Origin of the sequence: Aeromicrobium wangtongii (genome assembly GCF_024584515.1) — a bacterium.
In the GTDB taxonomy this organism is placed as follows: Bacteria; Actinomycetota; Actinomycetes; order Propionibacteriales; family Nocardioidaceae; genus Aeromicrobium; species Aeromicrobium wangtongii.
The window spans coordinates 1,794,305-1,816,128 of the sequence record NZ_CP102173.1; the positions used below are offsets into that span (position 1 = coordinate 1,794,305).

The following is a 21,824-nucleotide window of genomic DNA, read 5'->3' on the forward strand; positions in this document are numbered from 1 at the left end:
GAGGAGGCCCGATGCGACCCATCATTCCGGACTACCTGACCGATGCGCTTGCTGATGTCGAGCCGGACGTCTCGGGAGAGCTGGCGGCATACATCCCCGAGCTCGCGGGAGCAGACCCTGATCGCCTCGGTGCCGTCTTCGCCACCCTGGACGGCACGATCTACGGCGCCGGTGACATCGACCACGAGTTCACGATCCAATCGATCTCCAAACCGTTCACGTACGCGCTGGCGCTGGCTGATCGCGGTTTCCACCCGGTGCTCGACAAGGTCGGCGTCGAGCCGTCGGGGGAGGCCTTCAACCAGATCTCCCTCGAACACGGGAGTGGGCGCCCGCTCAATCCGATGATCAACGCCGGCGCGATCACCGCGCACTCCCTGGCCGGCCCGCAAGGGCTGGATCCGGCGGGGCGGGTCGAGCGGGTGATCGACGGCTTGTCCGCGTTCGCCGGCCGACGGCTGGCGATCGACGAGGCGGTGTGTGCGTCCGAGATGGGGCACGCGCACCGCAACCTTGCCATCGCGCACATGCTCCGCAGCTACGACATCCTCACCGAGGACCCCACTGCCGTCGTCGAGGGGTACGTCCGTCAGTGCTCCGTGCTCGTCACCGCGCGGGACCTGGGCGTCATGGCCGCAACGCTTGCCAACGGCGGGGTGAATCCGCTGTCGGGTGAGCAGGTGATCCCTCGACCGGTCGTGCGTCAGGTGCTCAGCGTCATGGCCACCTGCGGAATGTACGACGCTGCGGGGGACTGGGCGACACACGTCGGCATTCCGGCGAAGAGCGGAGTGGCCGGCGGGCTCATCGGGGCGCTGCCCGGGCAGATCGGCATCGCCACGTTCTCACCACGGCTGGACGCGCACGGCAACAGCGTGCGGGGGGTGTCCTTGTTCGAGCAGTTCTCGTCCGATGCGGGCCTGCACGTGATGGAGGTGCCGGAGTCCGCGCCCTCGGTCGTGCGATCGAACCGCGTCGATGGCGACCGATCGGACGCTGTCCGGGTGATCCAGCTGCAAGGGGGAATCCGCTTTGCCGGCGCCGAACGAATCGTCCGTGAAGCTGCCGGCAACGTGTTCCCCGAGACCAAGGTGGCCCTGGATCTCAGGATGGTCTACTCGATCGACGACGTGGCACGACGCATGCTGCTCGAGGTCACGCGTCGGCTCACCCTGGACGGCCACGACGTCTACCTGGTGGACCCGGAATCGATCCTGCCGGATCCCGATCCCGGCGATGGTGGCCGAGTCACCGTTGTCGAGGACCTTCACCACGTTGTTCGCAACGTCCTCGCTACCTCGCAGGCCATGAGCGGTCCTGCCGAACGGAGAGTTCCGACATGAGCAACCTCGAGCAGCACCCCGATGAAGAGGTCATCATCACCGCGGTCGCGGATCGTCCTGAGATCCTCGAGCCGAGAGAGGTGCCTCTGGGTGGTCAGCGAGCGTTGATGGTCCGGCGCACCCTGCCGCAACGGGCACGCAGCCTCATCGGAGCCTGGTGCTTCGCCGACTCGTTCGGACCGACGCAGGCACCCGCCGCGCGGACCATGGACACCCGTCCGCATCCGCACACCGGGCTGCAGACGGTCAGCTGGCTCTACGCCGGCAAGCTCGAGCACCGCGACTCCGTGGGCAGCCTTGCCCACATCGTTCCCGGCCAGGTGAACCTGATGACGGCTGGGCGGGGCATCCAGCACTCGGAGGTCTCGACCGAGGACGCCCGCTCCCTGCACGGTGTGCAGCTGTGGGTCGCCCTGCCGGAGGCCAGCCGATGGACGGAACCACTGTTCGAGCACTACGTGCCGAGTCCGGTTCTGCATGGTGACGCCACAGTGCGCGTCTTCCTGGGCGAGCTCCTCGGACAGTCGGTTCCCTTGACGACGTTCAGTCCTCTCGTGGCGGCGCAGGTCGACGTGCCTGCTGGCGGCGAGGTGCGCCTCCCGGTCAACCCTGCCTTCGAGCACGGTCTGCTCGTTGACGCTGGTAGACCGGTGCTGAACGGGGTCGAGGCCGGTGCCGACCAGCTCTGCTACGTCCCGCCGGGGTCTGCAGAGCTCGTCGTTCGCGCTGGTGACGCCGCGGTGCGCGCGCTGCTCATCGGCGGGGAACCACTGGGCGAGCAGATCGTCATGTGGTGGAACTTCGTCGGCCGGAGTCACGACGAGATCGTCAGCTTCCGTCAGGAGTGGCAGTCCGAGGTCATCGGAGAGGCCGACCCGGAGGGCCGGTTCGGCGTCGTCAGTGGGTATGACGGTGACCCTCTGCCTGCACCCGTTCTTCCGAATGCACGGCTCCAGCCCCGTCACTGACAGGAGGTGTCATCGGCTCGGTCGAAGAACATCGGCACGGACGACGCCTCGGGGGTCAGGAACTGCATCCGCGACACGAGCGAGTCGGGGAGAGGCTCCGGAGGTACCGAGTAGCTGGTGCCATCGGCAGTGCTGCGCGCATACAGAGCGAAGCTCGACGAGCTGTCGGCGTTGAATCCGCCGTAGGTCTGCAGGGCTCGAGCGACCATCCTCTGAGCGGGCGTCAGGGCCAGCGCGGGGTCGTCGACGTCGATCGCCGGGTCGAGCCGCATACGGGTGCCCTCGGGAACACCGTCCAGCTCCGACCCGTCGGATCGCGTCCCCGGGTAGACGAACGTGGGCGCATTGTTCGGCATGGCGTACCGCAGGGCATGGTCGATGACACCTGCATCCATGTCTTGCGGGGTGATCATCCCGGCCAGGTATGACGTCTCACCACCCGAGTGGGCCGGGCCCGCGATGTGGTTGCCGGACCCGGTCGCGACGTTGTAGCTGGCCGACGCGATCGCTGTCATCGCGTCCCTGTCGAACGACTGGAACTCGTACAGGCAACCGGTCGCGTCGTCGATGATCGCGATGTGGCCGTCGGAGTCGGCGGTGGGCGACCACCACGACTGCCACGGGATCGTGAGGGACGTGCCGTTGTTGGTGATGGCGACATCGGTGGTCGGGGTGCCGGCGGGGGCGTTGTAGACCGTGGTCGTCCAGTCCGTCGAGTTCATCGAGACGCCGTCGACAGCAGCATCGAGCTGGGCGACCCACCCCGCGCTTCGCGGATCCACCGTCGCGGTGGCGGGCAACGGGGTGTTCCATATCGAGTCTGCCGCGAAGTAGTTGCCAGTCCCGGCGTTCGTGCCGAGCGACTCCCGGGCGGCCACGAATCCGTAGTTGGCGTCGCCCGTCGTGCTGAAGTAGGCCGCGCGGACGGTGTGGTGGCCTGCGGTCACGAATCTGGTGGACCGTTGCGTGGTCCACGACTCGGCCGTCCAGCTGTCGTCCACCAAGGTCCCGTCGAGCCAGGCACGGGCCCCGACATTGCCAAGCGTCGACGACAGTGCGTAGGTATCGGACGTCGGGAAGTTGATCGTCCCCTCGAAGTCGACGGAGAAGTTGTCCGCGTCGACGCCGGGTGCCGGCGAGCCGGTGAATGACCCGCCGGGAGCGTTCTCGCACCGCGTCAGCGCAGGGGCTCCTTCGAGCGAGGTGTTGTTGTAGTACCGCGCGCGGTACTGGTTGACACCGCACGCATCGGAGATCACGACAGAGTCGATGGAGACGCTGCGGTCGCAGGTCCGGTCGGCGAAGTCGTTGTCGTAGGTGAACGTCAGCTGGTGGCTGCCCGGTGTCGTGGTCGCGCCGACATTGAACTCGGTGAACTCGGTGGAGGTGACTTCGATCGCCCCCAGCGTCGTCCCGTCCAGCCGTGCGGTCAGGACCGGGGCGCCCTGGCAGAGCAACGCCCGCGCACGAACCGTGACCGAGGTCGTGGTCGTGGTCGTGACGGGCATCGCAAGGTCGCCCGGGCTCCACAGCATGATGCTTGCCCCGCTGGTCGCGGTCGGGTCCGCGAAGGTCATTCCGGCGCTGGCGGGCGAGGACGTCATGGCAGTCGAGGCGATCGCGGTGTCCACGGATGCCGAGGACGGCACCAGCATCGAGCCTGCGATCGTCGCTGTGGCCAGAGCGACGAGCATCGCGGTCCGGCGCCTGCGGACCACCCGACTGCGCAACGACATCTTTGACCCTCCCAGGCTGTGGGGAGAGCGTGACAGCGGGCGGCGGTGTTGTAAAGGAACCACCGACACGCAGCCGCCGGGCCCCGAGCCGGTGGTATGTCGTCCCGTTGTGAGGTACTGGGGTATGCGCATCTTCTTCACCGGCGGCAGCGGCAAGGCCGGCAAGCACGTGGTCGCCCACCTCGCCGAGCAGGGCCACCAGGTCACCAACATCGATCTCGTCGCCCTGGGTCACCCCGGGGTCGCCGATCTCCGCGTGGACCTCACCGACGCCGGTGAGACCTACTCGGCCCTCGCCGGGCTGGCGACCCTCGAGGAGCTGGACCTGCCCGAGAAGCCCACGTACGACGCGGTCGTGCACTTCGCGGCGGTGCCACGGATCGGGCTGACGTCGGACACCGCGACGTACGCGGCGAACGTCCTCAGCACCTACAACGTGCTGGAGGCCGCGACCCGGCTGGGAGTGAACAAGATCGTGTTCGCCTCCTCGGAGACGACGTACGGGATCTGCTTCGCCCAAGGCGACCGTCGTCCGGACTACGTGCCCATCGACGAGGAGCACCCCACGGTCCCGGAGGACGCCTACGCGATGTCGAAGGTCGCCGGGGAGGTCACGGCGCGGTCGTTCCAGGCACGCACCGGCACGGACATCTACGGCCTGCGGATCAACAACGTCATCGAGCCGCACGAGTACGCCGAGATCTTTCCGGCGTTCCTCCACGACCCGGCACTGCGACGGCGCAACGTGTTCGCCTACATCGACGCTCGCGACCTCGGGCAGATGGTGCAGCGATGCCTGGAGACGGACGGCCTGGGCTACGAGGTCTTCAACGTCGCCAACGCGGACATGTCCGTGGCCGCGACGACGGGGGAGATCCTCGACCGCTTCTACGACGGCGTGCCGGTGCGACGCGAGATGGGGCGGGACGAGACCTTCTACGCGATCGACAAGGCCCGCGACCTGCTGGGGTTCGAGCCGCATCACTCCTGGCGCGACGTGCTCGCCGACCCCGCCACGGTCGGCTGACCTCAGCGCTTCGGGCGGGGTATCGGACATGCATGAAGTTCACATCGACCCGACGTCCTTGGAACGGCTGGCGCGTCTGCTGGACCCGGAGCGTGCCGAACGCCTCGAGGGCAGCGCGGCCATTGCACGGCGCATCCTGGACGGACGGGTCGTGTGGAACGTGAGCGCAACGGCGTCCGGCGGCGGCGTCGCCGAGATGCTCACGACGCTGCTGGCGTACACGCGTGGAGCGGGCGTCGAGACCCGCTGGCTGGTCCTGGACGGGAATCCTGGATTCTTCCGGATCACCAAGCGGCTGCACAACGTCCTGCACGGTTTGCCCGGTGACGGTGGCCCGCTGGGCGACGCCGAGCGGGCCGAGTACGAGTCGGTCCTCGCCGACAATCTCCAGCCGCTGAGGTCGCTGGTGCGGGCCGGTGACATCGTGCTGCTGCACGACCCGCAGGCCGCCGGTCTCGCGGCGGGGCTTCGGGCGTTGGGTGCCCATGTCGTGTGGCGCTGTCACATCGGCCGCGACACACCGACCGAGCTCACCGACCTCGGCTGGAGCTTTCTGGAGCCCTATGTCGACGCTGCCCAGGCCACGATCTTCTCGCGCGAGGCCTACGCCCCTCCGTGGCTGGACCGGCGACGAGCACGGATCATCCCGCCGTCGCTCGACCCGTTCAGCACCAAGAACGTCGATCTGCCGCCGGCGGACGTCGATGCGGTGCTCCGCCACGCCGGCCTGGTGTCCCGTCCGGCTGCGCGCGGCAGCCTGGCCTTCGACCGGCGTGACGGCACCACCGGCACGGTGCGGGCTCACCGCCACCTGTTCGCGGCGGGCGACCAGGTGCCTGCCGACGCGCGTGTGGTGCTCCAGGTCAGCCGGTGGGACCGGCTCAAGGACATGGCGGGGGTGATGACCGCCTTCGCCGCCGGCCTCCCCGGGCTGCCGAGCGACGCGCACCTGATGTTGGTGGGTCCTGAGGCGTCTGGGGTCAGCGACGATCCCGAAGGGGCCGAGGTGCTCGCGGAGTGTGTCGCCCTCTGGACGAAGCAGCCGCTCGACGTTCGAGAACGTGTGCACCTGGTGGTGCTGCCGATGGATGACGTGGGCGAGAACGCACACCTCGTCAACGCGTTGCAGCGCCACGCCTCGGTCGTCGTGCAGAAGAGCCTCGTCGAGGGTTTCGGGCTCACGGTCACCGAGGCGATGTGGAAGAACCGTCCGGTGGTGGCGTCCGCCGTCGGGGGGATCCGCGACCAGATCGCCGACGGGGAGGATGGCCTGCTGCTGGCCGACCCGGGCGACCTGGGCGGCTTCGTGCATCTGATCGCGACGGTGCTGGACGACGATCACCTCGCTCAGCGCCTGGGTGAGGCCGCCGGCAGGACGGTGCGCGACCGGTATCTCGGCGACCGCAACCTCATCCAGTACGTGGACCTGTTCAGCGAGCTGCTGGGGGAGTAGGCGCCGCCCGTGACGGACCTGCGCCCTGACCGCCGGTCAGCGGGGGACGTGGCGGACGAGATCGAGCGCGAAACGGACGTACTGCGCGGCGACCTCCTCGGGCGTCGACGGGCCCGGCGTACGGAACCACTGGGCGAGCGCGGTGCACATCGTGACGACCGCACGCGCCGCCTCGTGGGGCAGGTCGGTCGCGAACTCGCCGGACAGCACGCCGGCCTCGACCTCGGCGTCCACCATCCGCTGCTGCTCGACCCTGGTCGCGGCCAGGCGACGGTGATTGGCGGGTCCGAGGCTGCGCATCTCTGATGCCCCGACGAACGCCAGCTCGCGGCGGTGCGTGTGATAGAGCGCGAGGCACTCCACCAGCAGGGCGAACCGCTCCGCCGGGGTCGACCCTTCGGCGCGTGCCGCCTCCGACCGGGAGAGCAGGTCGGACATCGTCAGGTCCAGCAGCGCCACGAGCATCTCCTGCTTGCTCGCGTGGTGGTGGTACAGCCCGGGCACGGAGAGCCCGGCACGCTCGGCGATCGTCCGCATCGAGGCCCCGTGATAGCCGAACTCGACGAACGCCGACAAGGCACCGGCGAGGGCCGGATCGAGCTGCAGGGGTGCGAACACCCTCCAGTCCGCCCGGGCAGCACCCGCAGAGGGCCTCGGTTGCTCGGAGACGTCCTCGGCGGTTGAGAAGATCCGGTGGACGGGCACGTCGAGCTCATCGGCGATGCGGGCGATGCGCTCGCTCGAGACGCCCGTCTTTCCGTTCTCGATCGCACTGAGGGTGGCCGGGCTGATCGCGAGGGCATCCGCCAGGCCCCGCAGCGTTCGCCCTCGTGACGCGCGGATCTCCCGGACGGCACGCCCCAAGGCCGTGCGATGCTCCTCGGACGGTGGACTCACGGCTGACAGATCCTCTGGTGCTGGGGGCGGCTGCGGAGCCGAGGCGATGTTCGGGATATCTGAACATAACAGGGTCCCGGGGTGGGTTCCACCATCAGTTGACACCACTGGTGACCTGGCGCAGTATGACTCGTGTCACATCAAAACCGAGTGTTCGTTCGGCCAGGAAGGTCGGCGCCGGCATCAGCCCGCTGCCCTGCCCGTCCGCTCACCGTCTGATCTGCGTCCAGGAGGACACATGACCGAATCGACCGTTCCCGCCCTCGGTGAGCTGCTCAAGGACGCGCCCTCCAACTGGGGCAAGTGGGGTGCGGACGACGAAGTCGGCGCCCTCAACTACCTGGGCCCCGAGCAGGCCATCGCGGCCGCTGGTCTGATCCGCTCCGGCAAGGTGTTCACCCTCCAGCGGCTGATCGGCGACCCGAAGGGCGATCCGGTGTGGCCCGGACGGACGCCGGCCGAGCGCACACAGATCCTCGACGAGTCGAGCTGGGACGGCGACGACGCGCCCGCGTTCCCCGGTGGGCTCCACTACGCCGACGACAAGATCAACGCCTTCCTGCAGGGATCGACCCAGTACGACGCCCTCGGCCACGTGTGGCACGACGGCCAGCTCTACAACGGCTACGACGCGCGCACGACCGTCGGCGGCCTCGACAAGGCCAGCGTCGAGCCGATCGCGCAGCGTGGCGTCGTCGGCCGCGCCGTGCTGCTGGACATGGCGCGTTTCCGCGGCAAGGACACCCTGGAGTCCGCCGAGACCTACACGCACGAGGACCTGATCGCCTGTGCCGAGGCGCAAGGTGTCGAGCTGCGCAAGCGCGACATCCTGCTGATCCGCACCAACTACCTGCAGCTGTTCTTCGACCTCGGCGACAAGTTCTACGAGGGCTTCTGCGAGCCGGGCCTCGTCTACAGCCCCGAGCTCGTCGAGTGGTTCCAGGAGATGGAGATTCCCAACCTGGTGACCGACACCATCGCCAACGAGGTCACCACGGACCCCAACAACGGTGTGGCGCTGGTGCTCCACAATGCCCTGATGCGCAACCTCGGCATCGCGTTCACGGAGATCGCCGACCTCGAGCAGCTCGCGGAGGACTGCGCAGCCGACGGCGTGTACGAGATGTTCTACGCCGCGGCGCCGCTCAAGGTCGCACTGGGCAGCGGCTCTCCGGTCAACCCGGTCGCCATCAAGTAGGGCCGCATGAGCGTCTACGACGAACGACCGTGGCTGGAGCTCTACGGTGACCAGCCGGCCGACATGGAGCCGGAGCACAGCGACGCCCTCACGATGTTCCGGGCGGGGCTGGAGGCCGACCCCGACGGCGACGCGATCCGCTACTTCGACGGGGTGATCACCCGGCGGGAGCTCGACACGGCCAGCGACGCGCTGGCCAGCGGGCTCCTCGCGCGCGGATTTGCCGAAGGCGACCGTCTCGCGGTGTATCTGCAGAACGTCCCGCAGTTCGTCACCTGCATGCTCGCCGCATGGAAGGCCGGCGGTGTCATGGTCTCGATCAACCCCATGAGCCGGACGCGTGAGCTCTCGTACCTGCTGAAGGACTCCGGCGCGACGGTGCTGGTCTGCCTCGAGACCCTGTACGACGAGGTCGCCCGTGACGTCGTCCCCGAGACGGACGTGAAGCTCGTGCTGACCACGAGCGAGCTCGAGCACCAGACCCGCAACGACGAACGGTTGTTCGCCGGTCTCGAACGTCAGCGGCACGAGGGCACGACCGATCTTGCGGGGCTCATCGACGAGCACAGGGGCCAGGTGCCGCCCGCGGTGACGCTGGCACCGGACGACGTGGCGTTCCTGACCTACACGTCCGGCACGACGGGTGTCCCGAAGGGCGCCATGAACACGCACCGCAATGTCGTGTTCACGGCGGCGATCTACCGCGACTGCGCGCGATTCGCCCCCGGTGGGTCAGTCTTCGGCATCGCCCCGTTGTTCCACATCACCGGCCTGATCGGGCACATCGCGGTGAGCTTCGCCGCACCGATGCCGCTCGTCCTGGCGTACCGCTTCGAGCCGGGCGTCGTGCTGGACGCGCTGCTGGAGCACCGGCCGACCTACACGATCGGCGCGATCACCGCGTTCAACGCCCTGTTCAATGCGCCCGACTTCACGCTGGACCACTTCGCGTCGTTCACGTCGATCTACTCCGGTGGTGCGGCGATCTCGCCCACGGCGGAGAAGGCGTTCCGCCAGGCCACGGGGCACCAGGTGCACAACGCCTACGGCCTGACCGAGACGACCAGCCCCATGACGCTCACCCCGTTCGGCGCCCCCTCGCCGGTGGACCCGACCTCCGGTGCGCTGTCGGTCGGCGTGCCGGTGCCGAGCACGATCGTCCGCATCCAGGACGACCAGGGCGTCGACCTGCCGCTCGGCGAGGTCGGCGAGATCGTCGCCGACGGGCCCCAGGTCGTCGCGGGCTACTGGGGCAAGCCCGAGGAGACTGCGGCCAACCTGCCCGGCGGTGCCCTGCGCAGCGGGGACGTAGGGTTCATGAACCCCGATGGCTGGGTGTTCATCGTGGATCGCAAGAAGGACATGATCAACGCCTCGGGCTACAAGGTGTGGCCGCGTGAGGTCGAGGACGTCCTGGCCGAGCACCCCGCCGTGCGCGAGTCGGCCGTCGTCGGTGTCCCCGACGAGAAGCGCGGCGAGACGGTCAAGGCGTTCGTGAGCCTGAAGGCCGGCACCTCGGTGACGACCGAGGAGCTCATCGCCCACTGCAAGGAGCGGATGGCCGCCTACAAGTACCCGCGGCAGGTCGTGATCATCGACGAGCTGCCCAAGACGGTCACCGGCAAGATCCTGCGTCGCGAGCTGCGCGACTGAGCCGCCGGTCGTCCGAGCCCCCCCCATCCCATCCGCTCGACGAAAGGGCTCGACCATGCGCGCTGCACTGCTCACCGACTACCGCCAGGACTTCTCGGTCGAGACCGTGCCCGACCCGCTCATCACCGATCCGAACGACGTCATCGTGCGGGTCGGGGCGGCCGGCTTCTGTCGCACCGACATCCACCTGTGGGACGGCCAGTTCGATGCCATGCAGAAGGGAGCCGGCGTCGACCTGCCCTTCGTCTGCGGCCACGAGTCGGCCGGCTGGGTCCAGGAGGTCGGTGCGGGCGTCACGCACGTCGCCGTCGGTGACGCCGTGCTGCTGCACCCCTTGGCGACCTGCGGCTACTGCAAGGCGTGTCGCGCGGGGGACGACATGCACTGCACGGCCGGCGTGTTCCCCGGTGTCCTGGCGCCGGGCGGGTTCGCCGAGTACGTCAAGACCAATGCCCGGGCGATCGTGCCCCTGACCGGCGGGCTCACCCCGGTGCAGGTCGCGCCGCTCGGCGACGCGGGGCTGACCGCGTACCGGGCGGTCCGCAAGGCGCTCCCGCTCGCGGTGCCCGGGACTCGTACTGTCGTGCTCGGCGCCGGCGGGCTGGGCCACATCGGCATCCAGGCGCTGCGCGCGCTGTCGCAGACCGAGATCATCGTGGTCGACCGCAACACCGAGGCCTTGGAGCACGCCAGGGGATGGGGCGCCGACCACCTGGTACTGGCCAAGGACGACCGCTCCCACGTCGCCGAGGTCCTGGAGCTGACGCACGGCGCGGGGGCAGAGGTCGTCATCGACTACGTCGGTGAGGGCGGCGCCCAGCAGGACGGTGTCGAGCTGCTCGGCGCCAACGGAGTCGACTTCCTCGTGGGATACGGGGGCACGCTCGAGGTGGAGATCCTCGGGCAGGCGCTGTTCCCCGAGACCAGCTTCGTGGGCAACATCTGCGGCAACTACAACGAGCTCGTCGAGCTCGTGGCGCTTGCCGCCCGTGGTGTCGTGAAGCTGACCACGACGACCTTCCCGCTCGAAGGCGTCAACGACGCCCTCCACGCCCTCGACGAGGGGCGACTCATCGGGCGCGGCATCCTGGTCCCGAACGAGAGCTGACGCCGGGGCGTCCTCAGATCGTCAAGTCGCCGACGGGGAGCACAGGCTCGCGGCCGAGCTCCGTCCGGGCGATCGAGCGGACGTGCACCTCGTCGGGCCCGTCGAACAGACGCATGGCGCGGTGCCATCCGTACATCGCGGCCAGCGGCGTGACATCGGTGACGCCGGCACCACCGTGCACCTGGATGGCGCGGTCGATGACGTTCGTGACGGCGCGGGGCACGGCGACCTTCGCCATCGCGACGAGGTCCTTGGCCGCCTTGTTCCCCTCGGTGTCGATGACATGGCTGGCCTGCAGGCAGATCAGGCGAGCTTGGTCCAGCTCGATCCGTGACTCGGCGATCTGCTGCTGCACGACCCCCTGCTCGGCCAACGGGCGCCCGAAGGCGACTCGCTCACTGGCGCGCTTGACCATCAGGGCGACCGCCCGCTCGCCGGCACCCAGGGCCCGCATGCAGTGGTGGATCCGCCCGGGGCCGAGGCGTGCCTGTGCGGCCGCGAAACCACCGCCCTCCTCGCCGATCACGTTGTCGACCGGCACACGGACCCCGTCGAAGCTCACGATGGCGTGGCCGTGCTGGTCGTGGTGCCCGAACACGGGGAGGTCGCGCTCGATGGTCACGCCGGGTGCGTCGGCCGGCACGATGACCATCGACTGCTGGCGGTGCTTCGCCGCGTCCGGATCGGTCTTGCCCATCACGATCAGCACCGAGCAGCGCGGGTCCATGGCGCCGGATGTCCACCACTTGCGCCCCGTGATGACGTAGTCGGTGCCATCGCGCACGATCCGGGTCGCGATGTTGGTGGCGTCGCTGCTGGCCACGGCCGGCTCGGTCATCGCGAACGCCGAGCGGATGTCCCCGGCGAGCAGGGGAGCCAGCCACCGGTCCTTCTGCTCCGGGGTGCCGAGCAGGTGCAGCAGCTCCATGTTGCCGGTGTCGGGCGCCTGGCAGTTGATCGCCTCGGGAGCCAGGTCGTTGCTCCAGCCCGACAGCTCGGCGATCGACGCGTACTCCAGCTGGGTCAGCCCCGACTCCGAGGGGAGGAACAGGTTCCACAGTCCCGCGGCCTTGGCCGTGCGCTTGAGCTCCTCGATGACGGGAGGCACCTCGTGGGAGCCGGGGTGCGCCCGTCGGTGCTCCGTGTACGTGGCCTCGGCCGGCAGCACGTGGTCGCGCATGAAGTCGATCATCCGGGCCCGCAGGTCGTCGGCCAGGGCGGACGCCCGGGGCAGGGAGTGGTCGGTGCGAGATGACGGCATGGTGCTCCTGAACTCGGCCGAGCGATCGCTCGGGTTTGGTTCTCACCCTGCCTGAGTGGTCGGTCATCCGCAAGGGACGGGCCCTGGCGGCTGGTCCGCGGCCGTCGGCCCTGACACCGGCAGCGCGGACGAGGCCAGCATCGCGACCTCTTCGCGTCGGAGGCCGGGCACCCGCCGCGTGCCGGCGTCGGGGATGCCCGCGTCCTGTGGCGTGACGAGCCCTCGGCGGGCCCGCAGGTACTCGCCCAAGGGGTTCGTCGTGGGGTCCATGGGCCCACCGTAGAACGTTCGAGGCCATGTGAGGAGGTCCTGTCGGGGCCAGGACCGCCAGGGCGCTGGTTGCTCCTGCACCACGTGCCTAGCGTCGTGTGTCCACGCGGCACTACCGAGAGGAACTTTCATGACCGTCACGCTGATCACCGGGGCCAACAAGGGCATCGGGCTGGAGACTGCGCGCCAGCTCGCGGCACTGGGGCACACCGTCTACGTCGGCGCACGCGACACCGAACGGGGGGAGAAGGCGGCCGCAGACATCGGGGCGCGGTTCGTGCAGCTCGACGTCACGGACGATGCGTCCGTCGCCGCCGCTGTGTCGAGGATCGAGGCGGAGGAGGGCCGGCTGGACGTCCTCGTCAACAATGCGGGGATCATCGGCACCGAGGTCGACGGCCCGACCGCACTGCGGGTGTTCGACACCAACGTCGTGGGCATCGTGCGCGTGACCGAAGCGGCCCTGCCGCTGCTGCGGGCGTCCGACCATGCCGTGGTCGTGATCGTGTCCAGCAGCATGGGGTCGTTCTGGGCCGTCACCAACCCGGACCGCCCGGAGTACTCCGTCGATTCCCCGCTGTATGCCGCGTCGAAATCGGCCGCGACCATGCTGACCGTGCAGTACGCCAAGTCCGAGCCGACGATCAAGTTCAACGCCCTGGAGCCCGGCTACACCGATACCGACCTGACCGCCGCGATGGGAGGCGGACGCCCCGTCGAGGTGAGCGCCAGGACCGTCGTCGAGCTGGCCACGATCGGCGCCGACGGACCGACCGGCACGCTTCGTGACGAGACCGGCATCCTGCCCTGGTGAGCCGTTCAGCGTGCCAGTACCCGGGACGTCCTGAGGAGGTCCTGTCGGACCCCCGGCTCGACAGGGCACTGGTCGCTCCCGCACCCCGTGCCTAACGTCATGAGGTGCCGGGGTCGTGAGATCTCGCGTCGTTCTCCTGCTTCCCGGAGGCTCCCATGACCGTTGTCCGACCGATCGGCGCACGATGACTCGTCCACCCGGTGCAGTGCTGCATCACATCGTCGACCACCCCCGCCGCGCCCTCGTCGTCCTGTTCGTGTTCGTGGTGGCGGCCGCTGCCATCGGCGGACCGGTCGCAGGAGCGCTCAGCTCCTCGGGAGGGTTCGCGCCCACCGACGCCGACTCCGTGCGGGCCACGCAACGTCTGGAGTCGGCGACAGGTCGCGCCCCCGCACCCGGCCTCGCCGTCCTCGTCGACGGTGCTGATGAGGGTCAGGTCGAGGACGTCAGCAGCCGCCTTGCAGATCTTGACGGCGTCGCCGAGGTGACCCCGGGCGGCGCCGCGAGGGACGGCTCCAGCCGGCTGGTCCTGGGCACGCTCGCGGCCGGAGCCGCGGACGAGGACGTGGCCAGGGAGGTGCTCGACGAGTTCGCGGACGACGAGGGGGTCACGGTCGGGGGGCGGGCGGTGGCAAATCTGCAGATCACCGAGTCCGTCGGCAAGGACCTGGGACGCGCCGAGCTGCTCGCCATGCCCCTGCTCGTGGTGCTGTCGTTGATCCTGTTCGGCGGACGCGCCGCACTGATCCCCGTAGTCGTGGGCACGACGACGGTGCTCGGCACGTTCCTGGCGCTCGCCGGTGTCAATCAGCTCTATGGCTTGAGCGTCTTCGCCCTCAACCTGGTCATCGGGCTCGGGCTGGGCCTCGCGATCGACTACACGCTGTTCCTCCTCGCCCGCTACCGCGAGGAGCTCGCCCTGCAGGGCCCGACGGTCGGGGCGATCCTTGTGACGATGCGGGTCGCCGGACGTACCGTCGCCTTCTCCGCAGCCACGGTCGCCACGGCTCTCGCGACGCTGACGGTGTTCCCGATGAACTTCCTCAAGTCGATGGGCATCGCCGGGGCGATCGTGGCGCTCGTCGCCGCCACGGCCTCGCTGCTCGTCACGCCGGTGTTCTTCAGCCTGATGGGAGCCCACCTGGCTCGGCGCTCACGGGGCGCCGCAGCGGCGGAGGGACGCTGGTACCGGTTCTCGCACGCCGTCATGCGGCGTCCTGGGCGCATCGCCGCAGCCACCGCCGTCGTGATGCTGGTGCTGGCCGCCCCCAGCCTGCGCGCCGAGTGGACACCGATCGACGAGACCGTCGTCCCGACCGACCAGAGCGCGCGAGTGGTGTCCGAGCGCCTCGGTGCGGAGTACGCGGACACCGGCACGACGCCCATCACGGTCGCGATCAGGGCCGACGGGCAACCCCAGGTGGCCCAGTACGCGAGCGCGGCCGCGGCCGTGCGCGGCGTCCAGGGTGTCGGCGAGCCGCTCCTGCTCGGGGACGGCACGTGGCAGGTGGACCTCCCGGTCGAGGGCCGACCTGCGGGGCCTGACGCCCAACGAGCGGTCGCCGACCTGCGCGCTCTCCAGGTCGACGGCGTCGACGCGCTGGTCACCGGGCCGGCCGCGGCCTTCGTCGACCAGCAGTCCGCCATCGGCGACACCCTGCCGCTGGCAGGTGGCCTCATGGTGCTGCTGACCCTCATCGTGCTGTGGCTGATGACCGGCTCGGTCGTCCTGCCGGTCAAGGCCGTCATCATGAACACCCTGACCGTCGGCGTGGCGCTCGGCGCGCTGACGTTCGTCTACCAGGACGGCCGCTTGACCGGCCTGCTCAACTACACCCCCAACGGCGGTGTCGAGCCGACCGACTTCCTCGTGGCCGCCGCCCTGGTGTTCGCGCTCTCGACCGACTACGGCGTGTTCCTGCTGGGCCGCATCAAGGAGGAGCGGGAGACCGGTCTGTCCGAGACCGAGGCGGTCGCGACCGGGCTGGCCAGGACCGGCGCCGTCGTCACTGCCGCCGCGTTGCTCCTCGCGGTGGCCATCGGCGCGTTCAGCACCAGCTCCATCTCCTTCATCCAGCAGATCGGCGTCGCCACCGCGGTCGGCGTCCTGGTGGACGCGTTCATCGTCCGATCGCTGCTCGTGCCGTCGTTGATGGGTCTGCTCGGAGCCTGGAACTGGTGGTCTCCGGCGTGGCTCCGCCGGATCCACGACCGCATCACGGGCCGCCAGGACGCACTCCCGGCCCGTCCGACTGAAGAAGGTGTCTCCTCATGAGCCAGCCGTCCGACGTGGACGGAGCCACGCGTTCTCGGACCGCACCGCGGCGCGCTTCGTCCCACCCGATAACCTCACCGGTGCCCACTTAACCTGTCGAGAGGTTCCTGTACTCATGGAGAATGTGTTCACCGCCGGCGGTCACGACGACCTGTCAGCCGCCCTGGTCGGTGTGGCACTGGCACTGATCGTGATCGGCGTCGCCACTGCCCTGTACCTGTTCAACCAGGGCAAGTCGCGCGCCGCGGGCGCGGTCGTCGCGGTCGCGTTCGCCGCCGCAGTGGCGTCGTTCATCTGCTCCACCGACGCGGTGCTGGTCGACTCCGATGAGCGGGTCGACGCCTTCGTGACCGAGGTCAACAACACGTACGGCCTGCCCCTGACGCACGCCGACGGTGAGGCCGCCTACCGTGCCTACCGGTCCGGCGACGGGACGTTCGAGGTCGACGTCCAGGGCACCGAGTACGTGCTGAAGGTCAAGGACAAGGGCGACAAGCTGGTCCTGCTGGTGCTCGGCGGCGAGCCGACCAACTGAGCTCGGTCACAACTGCTGCTGCGAGGGCGGGATCCCACGGGATCCCGCCCTCGTGCTGTCTCACAGTCCCCGAGAGGTTCGTGCACCGGGCTCGTGCGCCCTTGACGGGCGTGTCACCGGGACAGGAGAACCCTGATCGTGGATCATGGTGCGTCGGCCGGGGACGTGACCTGCAGGGGGAAGCTTGAGTCAGGGCTCGGGATCACGCACGCCGCGTGTCCTTCGGCTGCGTCCGCTCGTGCGACGGGCCGGACTGCCGGGCATCATCACCGGGGCGGTCTCCCTCCTGCTGATCATCGCGATGGTCGTTCTGATCGGGCGCGTCCTGCAGCCGCAGCTCGACGACCTGCGCACCGGCCAACGCGCCATGCGAGATGCGCACGACGCCATGCTCGACCAGGAGACGGGCGTGCGGGGGTACCTCGCCAGCGGCAACGTCGACCTCCTTGCGCCCTACACATCGGGCTTTCGGCGTAGCGCCGAGCTCGAGAAGGTGCTGGTGGCGTCCCTGAGCGAGCGACCCGATCTCGTCGATCGAGCCATGGATGTCATCACGGCTCAACACGCGTGGCAGAGCAGGTGGGCCGTTCCCGCGGTGGATCCGGGGAGCGGGGCCGTGGCCGGCCGGGGCGACGGACGACTGGGCGCCGCCGAGCTCTCGGACTACCTCCAACAGGGCAAGGAGCTGTTCGACGACTACCGTGCGGCCGACGTGGGGCTGCAGACCGCGGTCCGGGCGGACGTCGCGCGGGTGGAGCGCCGGATCGCCACGACCCTTCTGGCCGCCGGCGGCGTCCTGATGCTGCTCGGCGTCGTGTCGCTGGGCATGCTGGTCCGCCTGAGCCGCCGGCTGCAGCGCCTGGTCGTGGCGCCGGTGCTGGAGATGACCGAGGACGTCGACCGCGTGCGGCAGGGCCACCTCGACATCGAGGGGAGGTCCGTCCCGGAGGTCTTCGAGCTGGCGGGGCTGGCGGCGGGCGTCTCGGCGATGACCCATTCGCTCGCGGAGCGACACGCAGCGGCCGAGGCGCGCGAGCAGGAGCTGCGTGTCCGCAGCACACGGCTGGAGCACGTCCTCGAGCTCAGTCGCGACCTCACCGAGTCGCTCAGCCTGCGGTACACCACGATGCGGCTGGTCAAGTCGGTCTGCGAGCTGACGAAGGCCGACCAGGCCGAGCTGTGGCTGCGCGGCCAGGACGTCGAGGAGCTCGTGCTGATCGCTCGCTCCCACGAGGACGCTCCCGTGGAGGGCACGTCCCGGCGCGCGGGCCCCGCCGCCATCGAGATCGGCGTCGGAGCCATCGGCCGGGCCGCCCGGTACGGACGGGCGCTGCCGCTGGACGAGTCGGCGAACGCCGTGGACGACCAGACCAGGGAAGTCGCCATCCCGATGGTCGTCGGCGCCCGGGTGGTCGCAGTCATCGCGATCCGCTCGGCCTCCGGCCCCCTGGACCTGTCGCTGATCGACGGCCTGCTGCTGCAGGGCGCCTCGGCCATCCAGGCCGCGCAGCTGCATGCCGAGGTCGAGGAGATCTCGCACAAGGACGCGCTGACCGGCCTGGCCAACCGGCGACGGTTCGACACCGACCTGGCCGCCGAGGTGGAACGCGCGCACCGCTACGACCGGCCGCTCGTGCTGATCATGCTGGATCTTGACCATTTCAAACGCATCAACGACGTCTACGGCCACCAGCGCGGTGACGAGGTGCTGCAGGACGTCGCCGCGGTGCTGACGAGCGATCTGCGCGACATCGACACCGCCTACCGCTACGGCGGCGAGGAGCTCTGCGTGCTGATGCCCGAGTCCACCGCCGAACAGGGCGCGAAGGCCGCCGAACGCATCCGGGAGCGCATCGCGGGGCGATTCACCTGGGCGACGATGTCGCCGGTCACCATCTCGGCCGGCGTGGCGCAGCTGGGCACCGACAGCACGCCCGCCACCCTCGTCGGTGTGGCCGACCAGGCGCTCTACGCCGCCAAGCGCGGCGGTCGGGACCGGGTCGTCATCGCGGAGTGAGGGCCCCGCTCAGCCACGGGTGGCTGAGCGGGGCCCATGTCTGCATGATGCGCGCTGGATCAGCGCGAGCAGCGCGGCCGACTGATCTTGATGGTGTAGGTGGCGGTCGTGTCGGGCAGCGTGATCTTGGCCCGCGCGGTCAGCTTGCCCGAGTGCTTCTTGAGCGCCTTGCGCGAGGTGAATCGCACGAACGGGGCCGAGCTGTCGCGGCCCAGGAACTTGTTGCCGACCTTGAAGTCGGTCCGCACGACCGGGCCGCCCTTGGTCAGCACGCGCAGCCGCACCTTCGAGCCGCGGCACACGGCCTCACCACGCACGTCCTTGACGATGCGGGTGTTGCGCTCGGCTGCGGCCCGGCGCGCTGCCGCGGTGACGGTGGGGGCCACGGCCTGCATGCCCAACGCGGTGGGGTGGAACGGGATCGCGCCGTCAGCGCTGGCCGGCACGAGGCCCTCGATCCAGCGCTGGCCGGGAGCCGCGCACGCGGTGTGGTCCATGCTGCCGGGCGTCGCGCGCAGATCGGCGAAAGTGGCACCGGCCGCACGCGCCGAGTCGCGCAGGACATTGCTCATGTGGTCGACGAGGCCCTGGATGTAGTCGGCGTCGGATGACGTCAGGGGCTGGACCAGCGGGCAGCCGGCCGGCGGGATGTACAGGCCGTAGCCGACCACGACGACCGCGGCGCGGGGCGCCTTCTTCTTGATCGCGGCGAGGGCCGTGGCGAGCTCGGCGCGGGTCGCCTCGATCTTGTTGTGGACGGTCTGGCCGTCCCGCTCCTTGCACCCGGGGGCGACCACGCTGATGCACCCGCTGACGGTGCTGACGATGCCGACGTCGTTCGCGCCGATGGGTCCGACGGTCACCAGCGTCGTGTTCTTGTCGACCGCGTCGATCTGCGGCGGCTCGGAGCCCTGGGGCGTGGTGATGTTGTCGATCGTCGCGCTCGAGCAGGTGGCGTCGGTGAACTTGCGGGCACCGATCGCGGCGGCGGTCTGGGTGGCGAAGTTCTTCTCGCTGCGGAAGCAGGGGCTGCCGCCGGGACGCTGCGGCAGCAGGATCGGTCCGGCGGCGACCGAGTCACCCATCGCGACGTACCGCTCGCCCCCGGGGCCGTTGTCGTACACGTCGATGGCTGCATTCGCGGCGGTCGTCGTCATCGTCATCGTCATGGCCAGCGCCGTCACGGCGAGCCCAGCAGTCATCGGTCGTCTCATCGTCATCTCCCACATCCGCAGGTAACACCGTGTTACCTCCGGGTATGAAAGTCCACGAAGGGCCCGAAGTCAATGACTCGTAGTGAACCACGTCACATCGTGGTGCGTGGTGTGAGGCTGACGCCGAGCACCTGACCGATCTCGGCCAGGGTGAACCGCACCAGTTGCACCAGCGCCTGCCCTTCTCGATCACGGGATGAGGCCAGGTCGCGCGTGCCCCACGGGCCGTTCCTGCTTGGCGGGGCAGCGCTGGGACTGTTCGTCGGACAGCCTCTCTGGGACGAATACCTGCGGCTGTTCGGACTGACCTGACCCGATGAAAACCCCCGATCCGGGGTGATTCGTCTCATGCCCGCACGGGCCGAACTCCGAAAATCTCCCGCTCATGGGGTGACGGAACACACAGCTCAACGCCGTTTTTGCCTGCCATCGCAGGCTTCTGGCTTGAGTGACCGCATTAGTGTCGACTAGGTCAGTGTCAACCGATTGTTGCGGAGTTTCACGATCATCTCGAAAAACAGCCCCCGAAAGCACACCACGTTCACGGTGGCGACCGACAACGGGTCAGGTCACCGCACGTCGAAGTTCAGGCGCAACCTGCTGACGAAGGTCAGGCTCTCGCCCGCCATGTTGGGCGTCGTCGCGGTGACCGCCGCCGGCCTCGGTTCGCTCTCGACACATGATCCGGAGGTCGCGGGCGACACCCTGATCACGCAGGCCTATGAGGCCGCTCAGACGGAAGGCGTGCAGACCGCTGCACCGAGCACACCGACCGCATCGCCCGAGGCTTCGGTCGATGTGAGCCGCAGCTACGACCGCCCCCCGATGGAGGAGGCGACTGCTGAGCTGATCGAGCAGCGCACTGCCGCGCTCGAGGCGAAGGAGCAGGCCATCGCAGCACAAGCGGCGGCCGTCCAGCAGGAGCAGGAACGTCAGGCGCAGGAGCAGGCACGCCAGGCCCAGGAGCAGGCACGCCAGGCCCAGGCACGTCAGGAACGTCGGGCCAAGAGGGCCGAGCAGCGCCGCATCCGGCAGGCGGAGAAGCGTCGCAACGGGTGGGTCAAGCCCGTCTCGGGATACACGCTGACGGCCCGTTTCGGCCAGCAGAGCTCGCTGTGGTCCAGCGGCGCGCACACCGGGCTGGACTTCGCCGGGCCCTCGGGCTCAAAGCTCGTCTCCATGACGGCAGGAAGGGTCACGGCGGCCGGTTACGCAGGCGCCTATGGCAACCGCACGGTCATCACCATGGCCGACGGCACGGAGATCTGGTACTGCCACCAGAGCCGGATCGTGGCCAACGTGGGCGAGAAGGTCTCCCCGGGCGAGCTGATCGGTTACACCGGCTCGACCGGCAACGTCACCGGTCCGCACCTGCACCTGGAGGTCAGGCCGGGCGGCGGCGGACCCGTCGATCCCGCAGCGATGATGCGCAAGCACGGCATCAACCCCTGACGGGTCACCCGGGCGCGCAGGACGGTGCTCCCGCCCGCGCCCGGGCGGTCGTCACCGGCCCGATGGGTCGGCCGGTCCTGGGGAAGATCTGCCGGTGGCGGTCCGTGCGGGCCACGGCCCGTACGTCGGCCAGCACGCAGGTGCCGTCGTCGAACAGGAACTGCACCTCGGCGTGGGCTCCGGGCACGACCCCCTTGGGGAGGACGAACCCGCCGGCGTCGGACGCCGCCCCGACCCGTGCCCGCTGACCGGCGGGCACAGGCAGCGCCCACGGCGTCCCGTTCACGGCGAGCGGGGATCGATCCACCTGCACGAGGACACCCATGAGGGCAACCTCGACATCCGTGCGGTTCTCCACGGAGGCACCCAGCGCGGCTGAGCCGTCCCGGTTGACCACCAGCAGAGGGCTGGTCACCTGCACGGAGGGGTCGTCGACCGCCACGTCGACGGCCGAGCGGAGCGTGCCCGCGCGGGCGTCGACACGCGCCAGGTCGGCGGACGAGTCGCCCCCATCGACCAGGACGAGCCCGGCGGCGCCGACGAGCACGACGCCGACCACAGCAGCAAGGCCGAGCAGGATGTACTTCACGACCGCACCCACTT

Annotated in this window: 18 protein-coding genes; 12 read left to right on the forward strand and 6 right to left on the reverse strand. The window is 69.4% G+C overall.

Annotation, left to right across the window (positions count from 1 at the left end; genetic code table 11):
• The first annotated feature begins 11 nt into the window (after positions 1 to 11).
• Both NQV15_RS08905 and NQV15_RS08910 read left to right on the forward strand, forming a co-directional pair.
• A complete protein-coding gene (locus NQV15_RS08905) occupies positions 12 to 1,343 on the forward strand; it encodes a glutaminase (protein ID WP_232399467.1) in 1,332 nt (443 codons plus the stop codon).
• Positions 1,340 to 2,311, forward strand: a complete 972-nt coding sequence (locus NQV15_RS08910; protein ID WP_232399468.1) for a pirin family protein — start codon at positions 1,340 to 1,342, stop codon at positions 2,309 to 2,311. The genes NQV15_RS08905 and NQV15_RS08910 overlap by 4 nt, the downstream gene beginning before the upstream one ends.
• On the opposite strand, the gene NQV15_RS08915 is transcribed toward NQV15_RS08910, so the two are convergent.
• Positions 2,305 to 3,846, reverse strand: coding sequence for a carbohydrate-binding domain-containing protein (locus NQV15_RS08915; protein WP_257125115.1), 1,542 nt, complete (start codon positions 3,844 to 3,846; stop codon positions 2,305 to 2,307). The two genes, NQV15_RS08910 and NQV15_RS08915, sit on opposite strands and share 7 nt — an antisense overlap.
• Between NQV15_RS08915 and NQV15_RS08920 the strand changes: the two genes are divergently transcribed.
• Both NQV15_RS08920 and NQV15_RS08925 read left to right on the forward strand, forming a co-directional pair.
• Positions 3,845 to 5,074, forward strand: coding sequence for an NAD-dependent epimerase/dehydratase family protein (locus NQV15_RS08920; protein ID WP_257125116.1), 1,230 nt, complete (start codon positions 3,845 to 3,847; stop codon positions 5,072 to 5,074). The genes NQV15_RS08915 and NQV15_RS08920 overlap by 2 nt on opposite strands.
• Positions 5,075 to 5,102: 28 nt before the next feature.
• Positions 5,103 to 6,527: a glycosyltransferase gene (locus NQV15_RS08925; RefSeq protein ID WP_232399471.1), complete on the forward strand. Its 1,425-nt coding sequence runs from the start codon at positions 5,103 to 5,105 to the stop codon at positions 6,525 to 6,527.
• Positions 6,528 to 6,563: 36 nt separating this feature from the next.
• Here the strand turns inward: NQV15_RS08925 and NQV15_RS08930 are convergent, their stop codons facing one another.
• Positions 6,564 to 7,424, reverse strand: coding sequence for a TetR family transcriptional regulator (locus tag NQV15_RS08930; protein ID WP_232399472.1), 861 nt, complete (start codon positions 7,422 to 7,424; stop codon positions 6,564 to 6,566).
• Positions 7,425 to 7,662: 238 nt separating this feature from the next.
• Here NQV15_RS08930 and NQV15_RS08935 point away from each other — a divergent pair, with 238 nt between their 5' ends.
• Genes NQV15_RS08935 through NQV15_RS08945 form a run of 3 tightly spaced genes read left to right on the forward strand, consistent with a single transcriptional unit; the run spans position 7,663 to position 11,383 of the window.
• Positions 7,663 to 8,622, forward strand: a complete 960-nt coding sequence (locus tag NQV15_RS08935; RefSeq protein ID WP_232399473.1) for a cyclase family protein — start codon at positions 7,663 to 7,665, stop codon at positions 8,620 to 8,622.
• A gap of 6 nt (positions 8,623 to 8,628) precedes the next feature.
• A complete protein-coding gene (locus NQV15_RS08940; RefSeq protein WP_232399474.1) occupies positions 8,629 to 10,275 on the forward strand; it encodes an AMP-binding protein in 1,647 nt (548 codons plus the stop codon).
• 55 nt (positions 10,276 to 10,330) lie between these two features.
• Positions 10,331 to 11,383, forward strand: a complete 1,053-nt coding sequence (locus tag NQV15_RS08945) for an NAD(P)-dependent alcohol dehydrogenase (RefSeq protein ID WP_232399475.1) — start codon at positions 10,331 to 10,333, stop codon at positions 11,381 to 11,383.
• 13 nt (positions 11,384 to 11,396) lie between these two features.
• On the opposite strand, the gene NQV15_RS08950 is transcribed toward NQV15_RS08945, so the two are convergent.
• Together NQV15_RS08950 and NQV15_RS08955 are read right to left on the reverse strand one after the other, a co-directional pair.
• Complete coding sequence (locus NQV15_RS08950; protein WP_232399476.1) at positions 11,397 to 12,644, reverse strand: acyl-CoA dehydrogenase family protein; 1,248 nt, start codon at positions 12,642 to 12,644, stop codon at positions 11,397 to 11,399.
• 63 nt (positions 12,645 to 12,707) lie between these two features.
• Positions 12,708 to 12,914: a hypothetical protein gene (locus NQV15_RS08955; protein ID WP_306459371.1), complete on the reverse strand. Its 207-nt coding sequence runs from the start codon at positions 12,912 to 12,914 to the stop codon at positions 12,708 to 12,710.
• Between the two features lie 130 nt (positions 12,915 to 13,044).
• On the opposite strand from NQV15_RS08955, the gene NQV15_RS08960 reads away from it, so the two are divergent.
• The 4 genes from NQV15_RS08960 (at position 13,045) to NQV15_RS08975 (ending at position 18,555) form a co-directional block, all read left to right on the forward strand.
• Positions 13,045 to 13,728 carry an SDR family NAD(P)-dependent oxidoreductase gene (locus NQV15_RS08960; RefSeq protein WP_232399477.1) on the forward strand — a complete coding sequence of 228 codons (684 nt, stop codon included), beginning with the start codon at positions 13,045 to 13,047 and terminating at the stop codon, positions 13,726 to 13,728.
• A gap of 184 nt (positions 13,729 to 13,912) precedes the next feature.
• Positions 13,913 to 16,003 (forward strand): MMPL family transporter, encoded by a 2,091-nt coding sequence (locus NQV15_RS08965; protein ID WP_257125117.1) that lies wholly within the window; start codon positions 13,913 to 13,915, stop codon positions 16,001 to 16,003.
• Positions 16,004 to 16,118: 115 nt separating this feature from the next.
• Positions 16,119 to 16,538 (forward strand): hypothetical protein, encoded by a 420-nt coding sequence (locus NQV15_RS08970; RefSeq protein WP_232399479.1) that lies wholly within the window; start codon positions 16,119 to 16,121, stop codon positions 16,536 to 16,538.
• A gap of 238 nt (positions 16,539 to 16,776) precedes the next feature.
• Entirely contained in the window at positions 16,777 to 18,555 is a 1,779-nt protein-coding gene (locus tag NQV15_RS08975; protein ID WP_232399480.1) for a sensor domain-containing diguanylate cyclase, read from the forward strand.
• 59 nt (positions 18,556 to 18,614) lie between these two features.
• On the opposite strand, the gene NQV15_RS08980 is transcribed toward NQV15_RS08975, so the two are convergent.
• On the reverse strand, positions 18,615 to 19,757 hold the full coding sequence (locus NQV15_RS08980; protein WP_232399481.1) for an SGNH/GDSL hydrolase family protein: 1,143 nt from the start codon (positions 19,755 to 19,757) through the stop codon (positions 18,615 to 18,617).
• Between the two features lie 558 nt (positions 19,758 to 20,315).
• Here NQV15_RS08980 and NQV15_RS08985 point away from each other — a divergent pair.
• Entirely contained in the window at positions 20,316 to 21,221 is a 906-nt protein-coding gene (locus NQV15_RS08985) for a M23 family metallopeptidase (RefSeq protein ID WP_232399482.1), read from the forward strand.
• A gap of 4 nt (positions 21,222 to 21,225) precedes the next feature.
• Here the strand turns inward: NQV15_RS08985 and NQV15_RS08990 are convergent, their stop codons facing one another.
• Positions 21,226 to 21,810, reverse strand: coding sequence for a hypothetical protein (locus NQV15_RS08990; RefSeq protein WP_232399483.1), 585 nt, complete (start codon positions 21,808 to 21,810; stop codon positions 21,226 to 21,228).
• Positions 21,811 to 21,824: the final 14 nt, after the last annotated feature.

Bases quoted from the DNA above. Each gene is read 5' to 3' on its own strand.
- NQV15_RS08940 (WP_232399474.1), top strand. From the start codon at position 8,629: ATGAGCGTCTACGACGAACGACCGTGGCTGGAGCTCTACGGTGACCAG.
- NQV15_RS08960 (WP_232399477.1), top strand. From the start codon at position 13,045: ATGACCGTCACGCTGATCACCGGGGCCAACAAGGGCATCGGGCTGGAG.
- NQV15_RS08935 (WP_232399473.1), top strand. From the start codon at position 7,663: ATGACCGAATCGACCGTTCCCGCCCTCGGTGAGCTGCTCAAGGACGCG.
- NQV15_RS08945 (WP_232399475.1), top strand. From the start codon at position 10,331: ATGCGCGCTGCACTGCTCACCGACTACCGCCAGGACTTCTCGGTCGAG.
- NQV15_RS08950 (WP_232399476.1), bottom strand. From the start codon at position 12,644: ATGCCGTCATCTCGCACCGACCACTCCCTGCCCCGGGCGTCCGCCCTG.
- NQV15_RS08905 (WP_232399467.1), top strand. From the start codon at position 12: ATGCGACCCATCATTCCGGACTACCTGACCGATGCGCTTGCTGATGTC.
- NQV15_RS08920 (WP_257125116.1), top strand. From the start codon at position 3,845: ATGATGCTTGCCCCGCTGGTCGCGGTCGGGTCCGCGAAGGTCATTCCG.
- NQV15_RS08970 (WP_232399479.1), top strand. From the start codon at position 16,119: ATGGAGAATGTGTTCACCGCCGGCGGTCACGACGACCTGTCAGCCGCC.
- NQV15_RS08965 (WP_257125117.1), top strand. From the start codon at position 13,913: ATGACTCGTCCACCCGGTGCAGTGCTGCATCACATCGTCGACCACCCC.
- NQV15_RS08980 (WP_232399481.1), bottom strand. From the start codon at position 19,757: ATGACTGCTGGGCTCGCCGTGACGGCGCTGGCCATGACGATGACGATG.
- NQV15_RS08915 (WP_257125115.1), bottom strand. From the start codon at position 3,846: ATGCTGTGGAGCCCGGGCGACCTTGCGATGCCCGTCACGACCACGACC.
- NQV15_RS08925 (WP_232399471.1), top strand. From the start codon at position 5,103: ATGCATGAAGTTCACATCGACCCGACGTCCTTGGAACGGCTGGCGCGT.
- NQV15_RS08910 (WP_232399468.1), top strand. From the start codon at position 1,340: ATGAGCAACCTCGAGCAGCACCCCGATGAAGAGGTCATCATCACCGCG.
- NQV15_RS08955 (WP_306459371.1), bottom strand. From the start codon at position 12,914: ATGGACCCCACGACGAACCCCTTGGGCGAGTACCTGCGGGCCCGCCGA.